A 17,009-nucleotide genomic window follows, 5' to 3' on the forward strand; every position below is an offset into this window, starting at 1 on the left:
TATGTTAACTTTGTTAAAATAGTATTGAATTACTTTAATGAGTAAAATAGAAGACATTGTTGATGCATTAGAGAATAAAATCAGTAAGATTTTACACAAGCAAGAGGTTTTAAAACAAACTAATGCAAAGCTCTCTGAACAATTAGAAAAGCAACAACAAAAGCTACTAGAGCAACAAGAGGAGATAGCGTCTTGGGCAGAAAAGTATGATACACTCAAAATAGCAAATTCAATGCTTGGTAGTGACGAAAATAAACGAGAAACAAAGCTCAAAATAAATGCACTGATTAGAGATATAGACCATTGTATAAGTCAATTATCAGAATAAAAAGTGTAAAATTTAAAGACTTTTATGTCAGAACAATTAAAAATTAAACTTTCAATTGCTAATAGAGTTTATCCATTAACAATAAACCCTAAACAAGAAGAAGGTTTACGTGCGGCCACAAAGAAGATTGAGGCCATGATTGGTCAGTTTGAGCAAAATTATTCTGTTAGAGATAAACAAGATGTATTAGCAATGTGTGCATTACAATTTGCATCTCAAGTAGAACAAAAGTCTATAGATAAAGAATATGTAAATGAAGAGGTTCAAGAAAAGTTAGAAGCTTTAAACGAACTTTTAAGTAAACATATCTAATACTCGTACGTTCTTTAAAATACAAAAAGGTTACTGCCTACATTAGTTATATTTTTTGATAAACTCAACGTTAATTCTTTAAAAAGGGTGAGTTTAAACTGTAAAAGCAAGCCGCTAGTGCTGAATTTATTTCAGTATCTAAGGCGGATCCTTGATCAGTTTGTTAGCCCTAAACTTGTTTTTAAGGAGTTTATACAAAATCCAAAACTGATGTAGGCTTTTTTTATATACTAAACTAAATAATTAATGATGGACACTAATACAATTATATATATAGTTGGAGGAGTAGTATTAGGAGTAATACTAGGATATATTATAGCAAAATCTTTAGAGAAAGGTAAAGCATCTAAGCTTATTGCAAATGCAGAAAAAGAATCTGGTTCTATTTTAAAGCAGGCAAAAGCAGATGCAGAATCTTTAAAAAAGGATAAAATACTTCAAGCAAAAGAAAAGTTTATTGAGCTGAAGGCTGAACATGAGAAAGTTATTCTTTCGCGTGATAAAAAAATGGCTGAAGCCGAAAAACGTATCAGAGATAAAGAATCTCAGGTATCTAATGAACTTTCTAAGGCAAAAAAATCAAACCAATCTTTAAGTGATAAAATTAAGGATTACGACTTTAGACTTGAGTTTCTAGATAAGAAAAAAGAAGAAATAGAAAAGGCACACAAAAGCCAAATTAAACAACTCGAAGTCATTTCACAACTTTCAGCAGAAGAAGCTAAAGAACAATTGATTGAATCTCTTAAAGAAGAAGCTAAGACAGATGCAATGGCTTTTATTCAAGACCATGTTGAAGAAGCTAAATTAACTGCGCAACAAGAAGCTAAAAAGATTATTATAAACACCATTCAACGTATAGGAACTGAGGAGGCTGTTGATAACTGTGTTTCTGTATTTAATATTGAATCTGATGATGTTAAGGGTAGAATCATTGGTAGAGAAGGTAGAAACATTAGAGCGATTGAAGCAGCTACAGGAGTAGAAATTATTGTAGACGATACTCCAGAAGCAATTATTTTGTCTTGTTTTGACTCTGTAAGACGTGAAATAGCACGTCTATCACTTCATAAATTAGTGACTGACGGTAGAATTCACCCAGCAAGAATTGAAGAAGTTGTAAGAAAGACTGAAAAACAAATAGAACAAGAAATTATTGAAGTTGGTAAGCGTACAGTTATTGATTTGGGTATTCATGGATTAAATCCTGAATTAATAAAAATGGTTGGTCGTATGAAGTACCGTTCTTCATATGGACAAAACTTACTACAGCACTCGCGCGAAGTTGCTAAACTTTGCGGTGTAATGGCTGCAGAATTAGGATTGAATCCAAAATTAGCAAAACGTGCAGGTTTACTTCACGATATAGGTAAAGTACCATCTTCAGAAGCAGATATAGAAACACCTCACGCTATTTTAGGTATGCAGTGGGCAGAGAAGTATGGTGAAAAACCAGAAGTTTGTAATGCTATTGGTGCTCACCATGATGAAATAGAAATGAATACCTTATTATCTCCAATAATTCAGGTTTGTGATGCCATTTCAGGTGCAAGACCAGGCGCAAGACGTCAAGTTTTGGATTCTTATATTCAACGTTTGAAAGATTTGGAAGATGTAGCTTTTGGCTTTACAGGAGTTAAGAAAGCTTACGCCATCCAAGCTGGTAGAGAGTTACGTGTTATTGTAGAAAGTGAAAAAGTATCGGATGATAGAGCTTCAAGTTTATCGTTTGAAATTTCACAGAAAATTCAAACAGATATGACGTATCCTGGGCAAGTTAAGGTTACTGTAATTAGAGAAACAAGAGCAGTAAATATTGCTAAATAAATTTTGACTAACTCAAGTATTGAAAGAGGTATTCTATTAGTTTAGAATGCCTTTTTTATTTTCTAGGGTGAAATTTATTGAGAACATCACTTAAATGTGAGCGATCTACATGCATGTAGATTTCTGTAGTGGTAATACTTTCATGACCCAACATCATTTGTATTGCTCTAAGATCAGCACCATTTTCTAAAAGATGAGTAGCGAATGAATGTCTGAAAGTATGCGGCGAAACCGTTTTGTTTAGCCCAATTTTTTCTACCAGATTTTTTATAATGGTAAAAATCATGGCGCGTGTAAGTTTCTTCCCTTTATAATTAAGGAATAAAATGTCTTTTGAATTTGCTTGTACATCAATGTGGTTTCTAATGCCTTTCCAAATACTGATATATTTTTGAGTAGTTTCACCAATAGGAACAAAGCGTTGTTTGTCTCCTTTTCCGGTAACTTTTATAAACCCTTCATCAAAAAATAAATCTGATATTTTGAGTTCCGTAAGTTCGCTAACACGTAAGCCACAACTGTAGAGCGTTTCTAAAATGGCTCTGTTGCGTTCACCTAAATTCACACCTTTGTATTGATAACTCAAGTCAATGGCGTTTATAAGATTGTCTATGTCGGTAACGGAGAGTGTGTCAGGAAGTTTTCTGCCAATTCTAGGAGATTCAATTAAATCTAAAGGATTAGTGTCTCTATAATTTTCAAAAACCAAGTAATCAAAGAAATTCCGTAAACCTGAAATAAGTCTTGCTTGAGATCTTGGATTAGCTGTTTTAGAAATCTCGTAAATAAATTGCTTTATAGTTTCGTTACTGATTTTAACAGGTGAAATGGAAAGATTATGTTCTTCAAGATACGATATCAGTTTTTTTATGTCATAAGTATAGTTTTTTATGGAATTTTCAGAAAGCCCACGTTCAAGTTTTAAAAAAATTGTATAGTCTGTAATTAAATTATCCCACTTCATTTTCTCAAAATAAAAAAATCGCTTGAAGATAATTGTTCAAGCGATTTTATTAGACTTTTTAGGAACTCATTTTAAAGGCCGTCCCAATTATCTGTAAGAATGTTTATGATATCAACAATTGCCCAAACACCAATACCAGCAAAAGTGATGATGAAAAGTACGTTCCAATACCATGGGCTACCAAGGTACCATCTATGGGCAGCAAAAGGCCAACCAAGTACAAACCATAAAGCAGCAGCAACCCATTTGTCTTTTCCTGATGAAGCTGCAGGAATAGCTTCTAAAACGTCTTCTTGTGAAATGTCAGTTGTAATTGTGTTCTCTGTAGTTACAGAAGCTCTCTTTACTGGGAATGAAGCATAAGCAGCAGTCATTGTCATAAAAATTGCAATAGCTGAAAGTAATAGTTTAATTTTCATATAAATTGATTTAAGTTTGTCCGAAAATAACACAAAAAAATGAAATGTCAAGTTTTTTTTCTTGATAGTCAGCAAACTGATGTTATATTACACCCTCAAAATAAATAAAATTACACAAATGAAATTTTTAAAAATTCTTATAGTTTCAATAATTTTTTGCCAAATTATTTATAGTCAAAATGAAAATAAATATGTCGGTTTAATAAAAATAAAAGATACCTTAATGATTAAGTACAGAGTTGAGTTTGATGAATCTGACGGTGTTATTTCGGGATTTAGTATATCAGACTTAGGAGGTGAGCATGAAACTAAATCTAAAATCTCTGGATTTTATGACGAAGAAAAAAAAGAACTTTCATTTAAAGAGGTCGAAATCATTTATACCAAATCACCAGTGTCATTAGATGACTTTGATTTTTGTAATGTCCATTTAGAGCCTTCAAAATTTAAATTAGGTTCAGATAAACTTATGGGTAACTTTAAGGGGAAGTTTAGTGATGGTGTAGAATGTGTTAATGGTGAATTGGTTATGAGTTCAGTAGAAAAAATAGCTAAGCGCGTAAGTAAGTTTAGTAAAAAAGTTCAAAAATCAAGAAAAATAGAAGATAGTATAAAGGATAGATTAAAGGGAGTTAAGGTTTTAGATACACTCAACCTTAACGTTCTTAAAAAAGATGAAGTAACATCAGTGTTTACTAAATCTAAACTTATGAAGTTTTACATTTATGACGGAGGCCAAATAGATAACGATGAAGTTACTGTACTCCAAGATGGAAAAATTATTTTATTAAATTATAAGATTTCTGAAAAAAAGAAATTATTAGAAGTTCCTGTAGCCAACAAGAAAACTACAATTACCATTATTGCAAACTCTGTTGGTGATATCGGAACAAATACAACAGTAATAGAAGTAGTAGATGGAAATAATACAATAAAAACACTTACTAATTTAAATAAAGACGAGAAAACCAAAATAGATATTCTTAAGCATTAGTACTTATCCTTCTAATGGTTGTGTTTTTTAATTCTATTATGTATGAGTTTTTTTAGTTAATATCACGTGAATGTTATTTGGAGTTACCCTAAATTATTCTCAAGGTTATAGATTACAAGTTTTTTATTTGCTTTTTTTAATATCGATGAAATACTTAAACTGTTAACATTTTTTTACAAATTGGTTGTGGCTAACCACTTACATTTGCCGTCCAAATTAATTTAAACAAAATTCAAATCATGAAAAAATTATTATTTATGGCTGCTGTTGCAGTTTTTGGACTTACTAGTGTGAATGCTCAAGAAGAAGCTTCAACTTCTGGATTCGCTCAAGGAGATGTTTTTGCTACTGGAACTATCGCTTTTGTAAGTGAAAGTACTGGTGATGTTAAAGATAACGGTTTTACTTTTTCTCCTAAAGCAGGATACTTCGTTTCTGAAAACATAGCAGTAGGTGTAGCATTAGGTTATACAACAACTAAAAGTGAAGTACCAAATGTAGAAGATTATAAAACTAATATGTTTGAAGCAGGTGTATTTGGTCGTTATTATTTTACACCAGCGAGCCAATTCTCATTTTTTGGTGAATTAGGAGTAAATTATGAGTCTTCAAAAGAAGAGCAAGGAAACGCAGAAGCAAAAGCTAACGGGTTTAATGTTGGTTTAGCTCCTGGTATTAGCTACTTTGTTTCTAACAGTTTAGCTTTAGAAGCTAGCTTCGGAGTTTTAGGTTACAGAACTAATGAGCCAGATGTAGATAACGCAGAATCAACTGATACTTTTGCTGTTGGTTTAAATTTGTCAGATATCAACTTTGGTATTACTTACAAATTCTAATATTTTAGAATAATAAAATATCTAATAAAAAACCGAAGCAACTGCTTCGGTTTTTTTATGCGCTTATTTCATATATTTACTTTATGAAAAAACTAATTATTATAAACGGTCCTAACCTGAATTTATTAGGAAAGCGTGAAACTAACATTTATGGCAATCTTACTTTTAATGAGTTTTTTGAAACAATACTTAAAAAGTATCCTAATGTTGAGTTAGAGCATTTTCAATCTAATATAGAAGGTGAGTTAATTGATAAAATTCAGGAAGTTGGCTTTTCTTATGATGGTGTTATTTTAAACGCTGCAGCTTATACACATACGTCTGTGGGTATTGGTGATGCCGTTAAAGCTATAAAAACTCCTGTTGTTGAAGTTCATATTTCCAATACATTTGCCCGTGAAGAATTTAGACATCAGTCTTATATTTCGCCAAATGCTAGAGGTGTTATTTTAGGATTTGGGCTTCAAAGTTACGAATTAGCCATTCAGAGTTTTATATAATTTTTAACACAATTTTTCTTATCGGATAAGTCTTTTAAGCAAACGAGCAAAACTCGTCTATTTGTAATTATTATTAAATTTTACTGCTTTTCAAATTTTTGTTAAACCAGCGTTAATCTAGCTTGGAGGGGCAATTTCAACTCCTAATTTTAAGGTATTAACCCAAATAAAAAAGACAAAAAAATGAAAAAATTATTTCTTTCCGCAGTAGTATTATTTACTACTACAGCAATTGCAAATGCCCAATCAGATTCAACAACTCCACAATTAGGTATTAAAGGTGGACTCAACTCTTCGTCAATTACAAGTGATGATTTTGGTGATACCAAATCTAGAACAAGCTTTAATATAGGTTTATTGGCTGAAATTCCATTATCAGAACGTATTTCTATTCAACCAGAGCTATTGTATTCAGGTCAAGGATTTGATATTGAAGAGCGCGATCAAGATAATATCTTTGATACAGATGAAAATATAGAATATCAATTAGATTATATTCAAGTGCCAGTTTTACTAAAGTTGTACTTAGTAAAAGGACTTAGTGTAGAGGCAGGACCGCAGTTCGGATTTAAAATACATGAAGAAATCGATTATCAACCAAATGCTGATGGAGGAGATGTAGAGATTAGCGAAGATGATTCTTATGTAAAGGATGTAGATACAGGAGTAGCGCTAGGTGCTTCGTATAAGTTTGATAGTGGATTTTTTATTAACGGACGTTATACTATTGGTTTAACCGATATATATAAAGACGATACTATTTTTCAAAATGTAGATGCAAAAAATAAAGTGTGGCAAGTTGGTTTAGGGTTTATGTTTTAGTTAAACCCTAGAGTTTTAAAAACGAAAAAGATCCAGATTATTCTGGATCTTTTTTACTTTATATATGTTTTGTAGTTTTACAAATGAATAACTTCATCATAAGCTGCTGCTACAGCTTCCATAACAGCTTCACTCATTGTTGGGTGAGGGTGAACTGCTTTTAAAACTTCATGACCTGTAGTTTCAAGCTTTCTTCCTAATACAGCTTCAGCAATCATGTCGGTTACACCAGCACCAATCATGTGGCAACCTAACCATTCACCATATTTAGCGTCAAAAATAACTTTTACAAAGCCATCTTTATTTCCACCTGCACTAGCTTTACCAGATGCAGAGAATGGGAATTTTCCAACTTTAATATCGTATCCTTTTTCTTTAGCCTGTGCTTCAGTTAAACCAACACTAGCAACTTCAGGAGTACAGTAAGTACATCCAGGAATATTGCCATAGTCTAAAGCTTCTACATGCATTCCTGCTATTTTTTCAACACAAAGAATACCTTCAGCAGAAGCTACGTGAGCTAATGCTTGTCCTGGAGTAACATCTCCAATAGCATAATATCCAGGTATATTGGTTTGGTAATAATCGTTAACCAAAATCTTATCTCTATCTACAGCAATACCTACGTCTTCAAGACCAATATTTTCTATGTTAGATTTAATACCAACAGCAGAAAGAACGATATCAGCTTCTAATGTTTCTTCTCCTTTTTTAGTTTTTACAGTAGCTTTAACACCATCTCCTGAGGTGTCAACAGAAGTCACTTCAGAAGAAGTCATTATTTTGATACCAGATTTTTTAAAGCTACGTTCTAATTGTTTAGAAACTTCATCATCTTCAACAGGAACAATTTTGTCCATATATTCTACGATAGTCACTTCAGTTCCCATAGAGTTATAGAAGTAAGCAAACTCAACACCAATAGCACCAGAACCCACAACAATCATTTTCTTTGGTTGCTTTTCTAAAGTCATAGCTTGTCTGTAGCCAATTACTTTTTTACCATCTTGAGGTAAACTTGGCAACTCACGAGAACGTGCACCAGTAGCAACTATAATATGGTCTGCAGAATATTCAGTACCATCAACATCAATTTTCTTTCCGGCTTTAAGTTTTCCAAAACCTTCAATAACATCAATCTTGTTTTTCTTCATTAAGAATTTAACACCGTTACTCATACCTTCGGCAACACCACGACTACGTTTTACAACAGCATCAAAATCGTGTTCAGCATCCTTAACTTTTAATCCATAATCTTCTGCATGCTTTAAATATTCAAATACTTGAGCAGATTTTAAAAGGGCTTTTGTTGGGATACAGCCCCAATTTAAACATACACCACCAAGACTTTCTTTTTCTACTATGGCAGTTTTAAACCCTAATTGAGATGCTCTAATCGCAGTTACGTAGCCACCAGGACCACTTCCTAAAACTATAATATCATATTTACTCATGCGTAAGTTTTTTAGTTGAATTTTCGAAGTTACAAAAGTAAGAAATTCTGAAACTATATTCTAAAAACCAAAAGCAAAATGCCTAACTAAAATGTCATCAAAGAATTAAATGCTTAATGAACTGAACTATACATCATCAGTAAAATGCTTTCGACTTTTTTCTTTGCTAAACTTATCTTTATTGTAAGCTTTTGATTTTCCTTTTGGTATAGATAAAGATACCCAATCGCTACCTTTGGTAAGTTTTCCTAAAAATACAATTTGTCCAACGTGATAGGCATAGTGCATCATTTGTCTATTAATGGCTTCGGTAATACTATGACCTTGATTTCTGATATAGATAACACGTTCTAAGTCGTCTTTTTGTAAAGGTTTAATGGCATTGAAGAGACAATTCCATCCTTTTTCCCAAGCTTCAAGAAATTGGGCTTTGTTTTTAAAACTGTCTATAAATTCCTCATCGCGTTTTCTCCATTCTTTTTCACCGTCTTCGGTTAAAAAGTTGGTCCAACGGCTAAGCATGTTACCAACCATATGCTTAACGATTATAGTTATGGAATTAGAGTCTTCTTCAAATTCTCTTTGAAGTTCATTAAAGGTGAGTTGTTCAAAGGTTTTGTCTCCAAGACTTTTGTAATACTCAAACTGTTTTATGGAGCTAGATAAGTAACTTTTCATTCTTCTGAAGGTACAAATTTTAAAGCAACACCATTTATGCAATGACGTTTTCCTGTGGTTGCTTTAGGACCATCATTAAAAACATGTCCCAAGTGACCGCCACAAGTAGCACAATGCTCTTCGTCTCTAACATAGCCTAGTTTACTATCTGTTCCGTAAGCTACGTTACCTTCAATAGTTCTATCAAAACTTGGCCAACCAGTGCCAGAATCAAATTTATGTTCACTTTTAAATAATGGAGTGTTACAGGCAGCACAATGGTATATGCCTTTTTCATAGTTTTTGTTCAGTGGACTAGAGAACGGACGCTCAGTACCTTCTTCAATAAGAACATAATACTGTTCTTTGGTAAGTTCTTTTTTCCATTCGGCATCTGTTTTTGAGATTTCAAAAGTTTCTTTTTCTTTTTTCTCGTTTTTTTGAGCATTACCATTACAATTAAGTAACGTCATGGCAATTACTAATAGAAGTGTCTTTTTCATATACTTATTTTTTATTTAGAATCAGGATTTTTAAGTCGTAGCAATTCTAAAATTATTACATAATTTAAGAAAAATTAAACTAAGTATAACTTATGAAGTTGTTAACTTAATCTTATATTTAGTAAATTTATAATCGAGACTTAAGACTATTAAATGAGAATCATTCATGTCAGTGCAGAATGCTACCCAGTGGCTAAAGTTGGTGGGCTTGCAGATGTAGTTGGGGCTTTGCCAAAATATCAAAATCGATTAGGTGCTAATAGTAGTGTTATTATGCCTTTTTATAATAATAGCTTTACAAACGAGCACCAATTCGAAGTAATTTATACTTCAAGTTTAACGCTTAGAAATTCAGAATATCCTTTTGATGTACTTAAATTAAAGGATGATAAACAAGATTTTGATATTTATTTTATTGACGAGAAACAGCATATTTATAAAGACTATGTGTATTCATCTGATGACACAGATCGTTTTTTAATTTTTCAAATTGCTGTTATGGATTGGCTTTTGACTTTAAAGACTAAGCCAAATTATATTCATTGTCATGATCATCATACGGGTTTAATTCCATTTATGGCGCAAGAGAGTTTTAAGTATGAAAAGCTCAATAAAATACCAGTTATAACTACCATTCATAATGCGCAATATCAAGGTTGGTTTGGATATGAGAATTTAGATAAAATTCCGCAATTCAATCTTCAGAATATCGGACTTTTAGATTGGAATGGTATTATAAATCCGCTTGCAGCCGCAATAAAATGTGCTTGGCGTGTCACTACTGTTTCGCCTAATTACATGGAGGAATTAAAAGAAAATGCTAACGGACTTGAAAATCTTTTAAAATATGAAAGCGGAAAATGTGTGGGAGTTTTAAATGGTATTGATGCTGAAGTTTGGAATACCGAAACTGACAGTTTTCTTATTGAAAACTACACAAAAGCAAAAGTTCAGTCTGGAAAAAAAGCTAATAAAGAATGGATTTGTAAAGAATTTAATTTAGATAAAAATAAACCACTATTTGTGTTTATTGGAAGATTGGTAGGAGAAAAGGGCGCAGAGTTGCTTCCTCAGGTTTTTTATGAATCCTTAAAAGAGAGAGCAATATCCATTTTGCTTTTAGGATCTGGTTTTAAAGACATTGAAGAAGGATTAGATAATTTAAAAACTATATATTCTGGCAACTATAATGCTTACATAGGCTATAACGAAAAATTATCTCACATACTTTATGCTGGTGCAGATTTTTTATTGATGCCGTCTCGCGTAGAACCATGTGGATTAAACCAAATGTATGCATTGCGTTATGGAACCGTTCCAATTGTAAGGTCAACCGGAGGTTTAAAAGATACGGTTACTGATATTAAGGAAGGTGGTTTTGGATTTTGCCATAACCACGTTTCTATTGAAGATGTCGTAGAAGCTATAAATAGAGCTAAGGACTATTATAATGAAAAGCCCTCAGATTTTAGAAAAAACAGGAAGACGATTATGAATATAGATCATTCATGGGAAGCTTCGGCAAAAACCTATATCGAACTTTATAAAACTATAAAATAAATAACATTATGATTAATGATAAGGTATTATCTATAATTCTAGGCGGAGGACAGGGTTCAAGATTGTATCCGCTTACCGAAAAGCGTTCAAAGCCAGCAGTACCAATTGCAGGAAAGTATAGGTTGGTAGACATTCCAATTTCAAATTGTATAAATTCAGAGATCAAACGTATGTATGTGTTAACTCAGTTTAATTCCGCATCGTTAAATAGACATATAAAGAATACCTATCATTTCAGTTTTTTTAGTCATGCTTTCGTTGATGTGTTAGCAGCAGAACAAACCATAAAAAGTGATAAGTGGTTTCAAGGAACTGCAGATGCTGTAAGACAGAGTATGCATCACTTTTTGCAACATGAGTTTGAATATGCTTTAATTCTTTCGGGTGATCAATTATATCAAATGGATTATAACGAAATGATTGATGCTCACATAAACTCAAAAGCTGATATTTCAGTGGCAACCTATCCTGTAAATGCTAAGGATGCTACGTCTTTTGGAATTTTAAAAACAGATGAGGATAACAGAATTACATCATTTATAGAAAAACCATCTTCAGATTTATTAGGAGATTGGAAATCTGATGTTAGTGATGAAATGAAAAGTCAAGGTAGAGAATGGTTAGGGTCTACAGGGATTTACATATTCAATAGAGAACTACTTATTCAGTTAATGGATGATGAAAGTACGGTAGATTTTGGTAAGGAAATTATACCCCAAAATATAGATAAGTATAAAACCATGAGTTATCCTTTTGAGGGTTACTGGACAGATATAGGAAATATAGATTCTTTCTTCGAAGCTAACCTTGGATTGACAGATAGTATTCCAGAATTCAATCTATTTGATTCCAAACAACGTGTCTATACTAATGCTAGAATTTTGCCAACGTCAAAATTATCTGGTACAACTTTAGATAGAGCAGTTATAGCAGAAGGTTGTATTGTAAGCGCAGCAAAAATCGAAAAATCAGTAATTGGTATTCGATCTCGAATAGGTAAGGATTCAACTATAATCAATACTTACATGATGGGTAGTGATGATTATGAATCTTTAGAAAGCATCAATAAAAATCATACCGAAATTTTAATGGGAATAGGTGAGCGATGCTACATTAAAAACACTATTATAGATAAAAATGTAAGAATAGGTGATGATGTTAGGATTAATGGAGGTAATCATCTAGAGGATGCAGAAACAGAAAATTATGTAATAAAGGATGGTATTGTGGTTATAAGAAAAGGTGCAGTTATTCCTAAAGGATTTGTACTTTAATATATGGCTGAAGTATTAGTTTATAGTCGTTTTACAGAGTTTGATATTAATTTATTCAAAGCAGGAAAGCATTATCGTCTTTATGAAAAATTTGGTTCTCACATTACAACCGTAGATGGTGTTGAGGGAGTCTATTTTTCGGTTTGGGCTCCAAGTGCAAAAATGGTTTCTGTAGTTGGTGATTTTAACTTTTGGACCGAAGGAGAGCATCAGCTTAATGTACGTTGGGATTCGAGCGGTATTTGGGAAGGTTTTATTCCAGGAGTTGGTAAAGGTACTAAGTATAAGTACAAGATACAGAGTAATCATAATGATATAAAAACCGAAAAGGCCGATCCTTATGCCAGGCGTGCAGAGCATAATCCTAGAACGGCTTCAATAGTTTGGGACGAGCCCTACACATGGAAAGATAAAAAATGGATGTCTAAACGAAAAAAGCATAATGCTTTGGATGCTCCGTTTTCGGTATATGAAGTTCATCTTGGATCTTGGAAAAAGCAGATTGAAGAAAATAGGTATTTGTCTTATTTTGAAATGGCAGACGATCTTGTTACCTATGTTAAGGAAATGGGATTTACGCATGTAGAGCTAATGCCTGTCATGGAGTTTCCTTATGATCCATCTTGGGGTTATCAAATTACAGGATACTTTGCACCAACGTCTCGTTACGGCTATCCAGAAGAGTTTAAATTATTGGTAGATAAACTACATCAAAACGATATAGGAATTATACTAGATTGGGTACCTTCTCATTTTCCAGAAGATGCTCACGGACTTGGTTTTTTTGACGGTTCTGCGTTATATGAACATCCAGATCCTAGAAAAGGCTATCATAAAGATTGGAAAAGCTTAATCTTTAATTATGGCAGAAATGAAGTAAAGTCCTTTTTAATTAGCAATGCTATTTTTTGGTTAGATCAATTTCATGTTGATGGTTTAAGGGTAGACGCAGTAGCTTCAATGCTTTTTTTAGATTATAGTAGGGAAGATGGTGAGTGGGAACCAAATATGTTTGGTGGTAGAGAAAACCTAGAAGCTATGTCGTTTTTAAGGGAAATGAATGAAGCTGTTTATGAGTCGTTTCCAGATGTGCAAACTATAGCTGAAGAATCCACGGCATTTCCAATGGTATCTAAGCCTACATTTATAGGTGGTTTAGGTTTTGGAATGAAATGGATGATGGGTTGGATGCATGATACTCTACAGTACTTTTCTAAAGAACCGATTTACCGAAGATATCATCAAAACGATTTAACGTTCTCAATGACTTATGCTTTTACGGAAAACTTTATGTTGCCATTAAGTCATGATGAAGTGGTTTATGGAAAGCGATCTATACTAGGTAGAATGCCTGGTGATGAATGGCAGCGATTTGCCAACCTAAGATTGCTTTACAGTTATATGTTTACACACCCTGGAACAAATCTATTATTTCAAGGAGCTGAAATCGGACAATACGATGAGTGGGATTTTCAAGGAAGTATTGATTGGCATTTGTTACAATATGAGCCACATAAAGGCGTACAAGAACTTTTGAAAGACTTGAATGCGTTATACAAAAATGAACCAGCACTTTATGAAAAACAGTTTTCTTCCGAAGGCTTCGAGTGGATAGATTATAACGATCATGAAAATTCTGTATTGGTTTATATAAGAAAGGGAAATGAACCCAAAGACAACCTAATTATAGCTTGTAATATGACTCCTGTTCCTAAGGAAAAATATAAAATAGGAATTTCTGTAAAGGGAAAATTAAAAGAAGTCTTTAATAGTGATTTAAAAAAGTACTATGGAAGTGGTGAGTATAAAAACAATGTGAAAATCACAAAGGAAAAACCGTGGCATTTTAGAGATCACTCAATCGAAATAGATATTCCACCTTTGGGAATGGTGGCGTTTAAGTACTCTAGTTAATTTATTAATTCAACCAAATTTATAGATAAAATTGTTTTTTTAATAAAAACTAATGTCTAAAACGTTATAGTTGCTAAATCCTTATAAATAGAGGTTTAAACTCTTTTAATAATTCTATTTTTTCCGTTTTTTTACAGACATTTTTACAAAATGCGATTATATGATTGTAAATACAGAATTAGAGCATAAAGGAAATTTATTTCCTTCCAAAATAATAGACTTCAAAAAAGATGTAGATAAGCTTTACTTTTCTACAGATAATGATGTCATTTTAGAACTAACAGTTGTAAGAGATAGTGTTTTAAGATTTAGATATACTACAGTAGGAAATTTTAATAACGACTTTTCGTATGCTATAACTAAATACGCAAGTATAGGTTATAATAAGCTAGAGATTGAAGAGAAGGAAAGTAGTTATGAGGTTTTAACGAGTAAGCTTCGTTGCGAAATTTCTAAAGAAACTCTCAAAATCTCAATATACGATGCTGTTGATGGTACACTCATCAACCAAGATGAGAATGGTTTTCATTGGGAAGAGAGTTACGAGTTTGGTGGTAACATCGTAAAAATGAGTAAAATCTCTAACGATGGAGAGAGTTATTATGGGTTGGGAGATAAGCCAAACCATTTAAATCTCAAAGGAAAACGATACACAAATTGGGTGACAGATTCTTATGCTTATGGTAAGGATACAGACCCTATTTACAAAACTATTCCTTTCTACACAGGACTTCATCATGGAAAGGCTTATGGTATTTTCTTTGATAATACATTTCAATCTTCATTCGACTTTTCATACGAGCGAAGAAATGTAACAAGTTTTTGGGCACAAGGAGGTGAGATGAATTATTATTTCTTCTACGGGCCAAAAATGGGAGATGTAGTAGAGAGTTACACAGATTTAACAGGGAAACCACATCATTTGCCGCCACTTTGGGCTTTAGGTTTTCATCAGTGTAAATGGAGCTACTACCCAGAAAGTAAGGTTAAAGAAATTACATCTACATTTAGAAAATTACAAATTCCTTGTGACGCTATCTATTTAGATATAGATTACATGGATGGTTTCCGTTGCTTTACATGGAATAAAGATTATTTTCCAGATCCAAAACGTATGGTTAAGGAATTGGCAGAAGACGGTTTTAAAACCGTAGCAATCATAGATCCAGGAATCAAAATAGATAAAGATTATTGGGTGTTTAATGAAGCTTTAGAAAATGATTATTTCTGTAAGCGTGCCGATGGTGATTACATGAAAGGTAAAGTTTGGCCAGGAGAATGTTACTTCCCAGATTTTACAAATCCTGAAGTTAGAGATTGGTGGTCTGGTTTATTCCAAGAATTAATTGAAGACATAGGAATTAAAGGAGTTTGGAATGATATGAACGAACCTGCAGTTATGGAAGTTCCTAATAAAACATTCCCTGACGATGTTCGTCACGATTATGATGGTAACCCTTGCAGTCATAGAAAAGCGCATAACATTTACGGTATGCAAATGGCTAGGGCTACGTATCAAGGTTTAAAGAAATATTCTCATCCAAAACGTCCTTTTGTTATTACACGCTCAGCATATTCAGGGACGCAACGTTACACATCAACTTGGACAGGAGATAATGTGGCAACTTGGGAGCATTTATGGATTGCAAACTTACAAGTGCAGCGTATGGCTATGTCTGGCTTTTCTTTTGCAGGAAACGATATTGGTGGTTTTGCAGAGCAGCCACATAGTGAATTGTTTACGCGTTGGGTACAGTTAGGAGTTTTCCATCCTTTCTTTAGAGTACATTCTTCAGGAGACCATGGAGATCAAGAACCTTGGACTTTTGATGAAGATGTTACAGATATCGTTAGAAAGTTTATTGAGATTAGATACCAGTTGTTACCGTATTTATACACAGCATTTTGGAAATATACAGACCTAGGAACTCCATTATTAAAATCTTTAGTGTTGTATGATCAAGAAGATGTTCAGACGCATTATAGAACTGATGAATTTATTTTTGGCGAACAGATTTTAGTATGTCCTGTTTTAGAGCCAAATGCCAAAGGAAGACGTATGTATATTCCTAGAGGAAAATGGTACAATTTCTGGAATGATGAGATTGTAAAAGGTGGTAAAGAAACTTGGGTTGATGCAGATATAGATAGTATGCCAATCTATGTTAAAGAAGGTGCTATAATTCCTAAATTTCCAGTACAACAATATGTTGGTGAAAAGGAAATTGAAGAAATTACTTTAGATGTATACTATAAAAAAGGTAAAGAGGAAAGTGAGTTCTTTAGCGATGCTAACGATGGTTTCGATTATACTAAAGGAAGATATAGTCTTAGAAACTTCAGCCTTACAGGTAGATCTGATGAATTGATTATAAATCAATACAAAGAAGGTAAATATATAACAGAGTATAAAACCTTTAAAATTCAATTCCACGGGTTACCTTTTGAAATTCTTGAAGTACAAATAGACAATAAAACTATTGATTATGATACAATAAAAATCAATGGAATAGACTCTATTAGAGTAGATAAGAATTTTTCTGAGTTACATATTAAAGGAAAACAGCTAAATGCTTAGTGACTTATTGACTATTTTCGTTTCAAATAAATATAAAACGATTTTGTATTTTAGTATTAAACTTAAA

General features: G+C 32.8%; 16 protein-coding genes and 1 other RNA gene. 12 read left to right on the top strand and 5 right to left on the bottom strand.

Annotation, left to right across the window (positions count from 1 at the left end):
• The first annotated feature begins 37 nt into the window (after nt 1-37).
• From AC2H4K_RS14925 to rny, 4 genes are all read left to right on the top strand, one after another.
• The gene (locus tag AC2H4K_RS14925) at nt 38-328 is read left to right on the top strand and encodes a coiled-coil domain-containing protein (RefSeq protein ID WP_281139734.1); all 291 of its coding nucleotides are present in this window, start codon (nt 38-40) and stop codon (nt 326-328) included.
• A gap of 24 nt (nt 329-352) precedes the next feature.
• Complete coding sequence (locus AC2H4K_RS14930; RefSeq protein ID WP_493742568.1) at nt 353-640, top strand: cell division protein ZapA; 288 nt, start codon at nt 353-355, stop codon at nt 638-640.
• A 62-nt stretch (nt 641-702) separates the two neighbouring features.
• Nucleotides 703-832: non-coding RNA, 6S RNA (gene ssrS, locus AC2H4K_RS14935), on the top strand.
• Between the two features lie 57 nt (nt 833-889).
• Nucleotides 890-2,467, top strand: coding sequence for a ribonuclease Y (rny, locus tag AC2H4K_RS14940; protein ID WP_281139859.1), 1,578 nt, complete (start codon nt 890-892; stop codon nt 2,465-2,467).
• Nucleotides 2,468-2,522: 55 nt separating this feature from the next.
• Here the strand turns inward: rny and xerA are convergent, their stop codons facing one another.
• Together xerA and AC2H4K_RS14950 are read right to left on the bottom strand one after the other, a co-directional pair.
• Nucleotides 2,523-3,431 (bottom strand): site-specific tyrosine recombinase/integron integrase, encoded by a 909-nt coding sequence (xerA, locus tag AC2H4K_RS14945; RefSeq protein WP_281139732.1) that lies wholly within the window; start codon nt 3,429-3,431, stop codon nt 2,523-2,525.
• A 71-nt stretch (nt 3,432-3,502) separates the two neighbouring features.
• The gene (locus AC2H4K_RS14950; RefSeq protein ID WP_281139731.1) at nt 3,503-3,850 is read right to left on the bottom strand and encodes a TM2 domain-containing protein; all 348 of its coding nucleotides are present in this window, start codon (nt 3,848-3,850) and stop codon (nt 3,503-3,505) included.
• A gap of 223 nt (nt 3,851-4,073) precedes the next feature.
• Here AC2H4K_RS14950 and AC2H4K_RS14955 point away from each other — a divergent pair, with 223 nt between their 5' ends.
• From AC2H4K_RS14955 to AC2H4K_RS14970, 4 genes are all read left to right on the top strand, one after another.
• A complete protein-coding gene (locus AC2H4K_RS14955) occupies nt 4,074-4,844 on the top strand; it encodes a hypothetical protein (RefSeq protein WP_281139730.1) in 771 nt (256 codons plus the stop codon).
• A gap of 239 nt (nt 4,845-5,083) precedes the next feature.
• Nucleotides 5,084-5,680: an outer membrane beta-barrel protein gene (locus AC2H4K_RS14960; RefSeq protein WP_281139729.1), complete on the top strand. Its 597-nt coding sequence runs from the start codon at nt 5,084-5,086 to the stop codon at nt 5,678-5,680.
• Nucleotides 5,681-5,763: 83 nt separating this feature from the next.
• Nucleotides 5,764-6,180, top strand: coding sequence for a type II 3-dehydroquinate dehydratase (gene aroQ, locus AC2H4K_RS14965; RefSeq protein ID WP_281139728.1), 417 nt, complete (start codon nt 5,764-5,766; stop codon nt 6,178-6,180).
• A gap of 183 nt (nt 6,181-6,363) precedes the next feature.
• Nucleotides 6,364-7,002 carry a porin family protein gene (locus AC2H4K_RS14970; protein ID WP_281139727.1) on the top strand — a complete coding sequence of 213 codons (639 nt, stop codon included), beginning with the start codon at nt 6,364-6,366 and terminating at the stop codon, nt 7,000-7,002.
• 77 nt (nt 7,003-7,079) lie between these two features.
• Here AC2H4K_RS14970 and lpdA read toward each other — a convergent pair whose 3' ends face one another.
• From lpdA to msrB, 3 genes are all read right to left on the bottom strand, one after another.
• A complete protein-coding gene (lpdA, locus tag AC2H4K_RS14975) occupies nt 7,080-8,456 on the bottom strand; it encodes a dihydrolipoyl dehydrogenase (RefSeq protein WP_281139726.1) in 1,377 nt (458 codons plus the stop codon).
• A gap of 126 nt (nt 8,457-8,582) precedes the next feature.
• Nucleotides 8,583-9,134: a DUF1572 family protein gene (locus AC2H4K_RS14980; protein WP_493742569.1), complete on the bottom strand. Its 552-nt coding sequence runs from the start codon at nt 9,132-9,134 to the stop codon at nt 8,583-8,585.
• The gene (msrB, locus tag AC2H4K_RS14985; protein WP_493742570.1) at nt 9,131-9,616 is read right to left on the bottom strand and encodes a peptide-methionine (R)-S-oxide reductase MsrB; all 486 of its coding nucleotides are present in this window, start codon (nt 9,614-9,616) and stop codon (nt 9,131-9,133) included. The genes AC2H4K_RS14980 and msrB overlap by 4 nt, the downstream gene beginning before the upstream one ends.
• Before the next feature lie 153 nt (nt 9,617-9,769).
• Between msrB and AC2H4K_RS14990 the strand changes: the two genes are divergently transcribed.
• The 4 genes from AC2H4K_RS14990 to AC2H4K_RS15005 all read left to right on the top strand — a co-directional run bounded on the left by AC2H4K_RS14990 (nt 9,770) and on the right by AC2H4K_RS15005 (nt 16,942).
• A complete protein-coding gene (locus AC2H4K_RS14990; protein WP_493742571.1) occupies nt 9,770-11,176 on the top strand; it encodes a glycogen synthase in 1,407 nt (468 codons plus the stop codon).
• Between the two features lie 8 nt (nt 11,177-11,184).
• Nucleotides 11,185-12,450, top strand: a complete 1,266-nt coding sequence (locus AC2H4K_RS14995) for a glucose-1-phosphate adenylyltransferase (protein ID WP_281139722.1) — start codon at nt 11,185-11,187, stop codon at nt 12,448-12,450.
• 3 nt (nt 12,451-12,453) lie between these two features.
• Entirely contained in the window at nt 12,454-14,364 is a 1,911-nt protein-coding gene (glgB, locus tag AC2H4K_RS15000; RefSeq protein WP_281139721.1) for a 1,4-alpha-glucan branching protein GlgB, read from the top strand.
• Nucleotides 14,365-14,524: 160 nt separating this feature from the next.
• Nucleotides 14,525-16,942, top strand: coding sequence for a glycoside hydrolase family 31 protein (locus AC2H4K_RS15005; RefSeq protein ID WP_493742572.1), 2,418 nt, complete (start codon nt 14,525-14,527; stop codon nt 16,940-16,942).
• Nucleotides 16,943-17,009 lie beyond the last annotated feature (67 nt).

This window comes from Winogradskyella sp. 266wxhm (assembly GCF_058964685.1).

What these genes read in the sequence shown, in the direction of transcription:
- AC2H4K_RS14970 (WP_281139727.1), top strand. Translation starts at nt 6,364, where the DNA reads ATGAAAAAATTATTTCTTTCCGCAGTAGTATTATTTACTACTACAGCA.
- AC2H4K_RS14980 (WP_493742569.1), bottom strand. Translation starts at nt 9,134, where the DNA reads ATGAAAAGTTACTTATCTAGCTCCATAAAACAGTTTGAGTATTACAAA.
- AC2H4K_RS14955 (WP_281139730.1), top strand. Translation starts at nt 4,074, where the DNA reads ATGATTAAGTACAGAGTTGAGTTTGATGAATCTGACGGTGTTATTTCG.
- lpdA (WP_281139726.1), bottom strand. Translation starts at nt 8,456, where the DNA reads ATGAGTAAATATGATATTATAGTTTTAGGAAGTGGTCCTGGTGGCTAC.
- glgB (WP_281139721.1), top strand. Translation starts at nt 12,454, where the DNA reads ATGGCTGAAGTATTAGTTTATAGTCGTTTTACAGAGTTTGATATTAAT.
- AC2H4K_RS14960 (WP_281139729.1), top strand. Translation starts at nt 5,084, where the DNA reads ATGAAAAAATTATTATTTATGGCTGCTGTTGCAGTTTTTGGACTTACT.
- msrB (WP_493742570.1), bottom strand. Translation starts at nt 9,616, where the DNA reads ATGAAAAAGACACTTCTATTAGTAATTGCCATGACGTTACTTAATTGT.
- AC2H4K_RS14990 (WP_493742571.1), top strand. Translation starts at nt 9,770, where the DNA reads ATGAGAATCATTCATGTCAGTGCAGAATGCTACCCAGTGGCTAAAGTT.
- xerA (WP_281139732.1), bottom strand. Translation starts at nt 3,431, where the DNA reads ATGAAGTGGGATAATTTAATTACAGACTATACAATTTTTTTAAAACTT.
- AC2H4K_RS15005 (WP_493742572.1), top strand. Translation starts at nt 14,525, where the DNA reads ATGATTGTAAATACAGAATTAGAGCATAAAGGAAATTTATTTCCTTCC.
- AC2H4K_RS14930 (WP_493742568.1), top strand. Translation starts at nt 353, where the DNA reads ATGTCAGAACAATTAAAAATTAAACTTTCAATTGCTAATAGAGTTTAT.
- AC2H4K_RS14950 (WP_281139731.1), bottom strand. Translation starts at nt 3,850, where the DNA reads ATGAAAATTAAACTATTACTTTCAGCTATTGCAATTTTTATGACAATG.
- rny (WP_281139859.1), top strand. Translation starts at nt 890, where the DNA reads ATGGACACTAATACAATTATATATATAGTTGGAGGAGTAGTATTAGGA.
- aroQ (WP_281139728.1), top strand. Translation starts at nt 5,764, where the DNA reads ATGAAAAAACTAATTATTATAAACGGTCCTAACCTGAATTTATTAGGA.
- AC2H4K_RS14925 (WP_281139734.1), top strand. Translation starts at nt 38, where the DNA reads ATGAGTAAAATAGAAGACATTGTTGATGCATTAGAGAATAAAATCAGT.
- AC2H4K_RS14995 (WP_281139722.1), top strand. Translation starts at nt 11,185, where the DNA reads ATGATTAATGATAAGGTATTATCTATAATTCTAGGCGGAGGACAGGGT.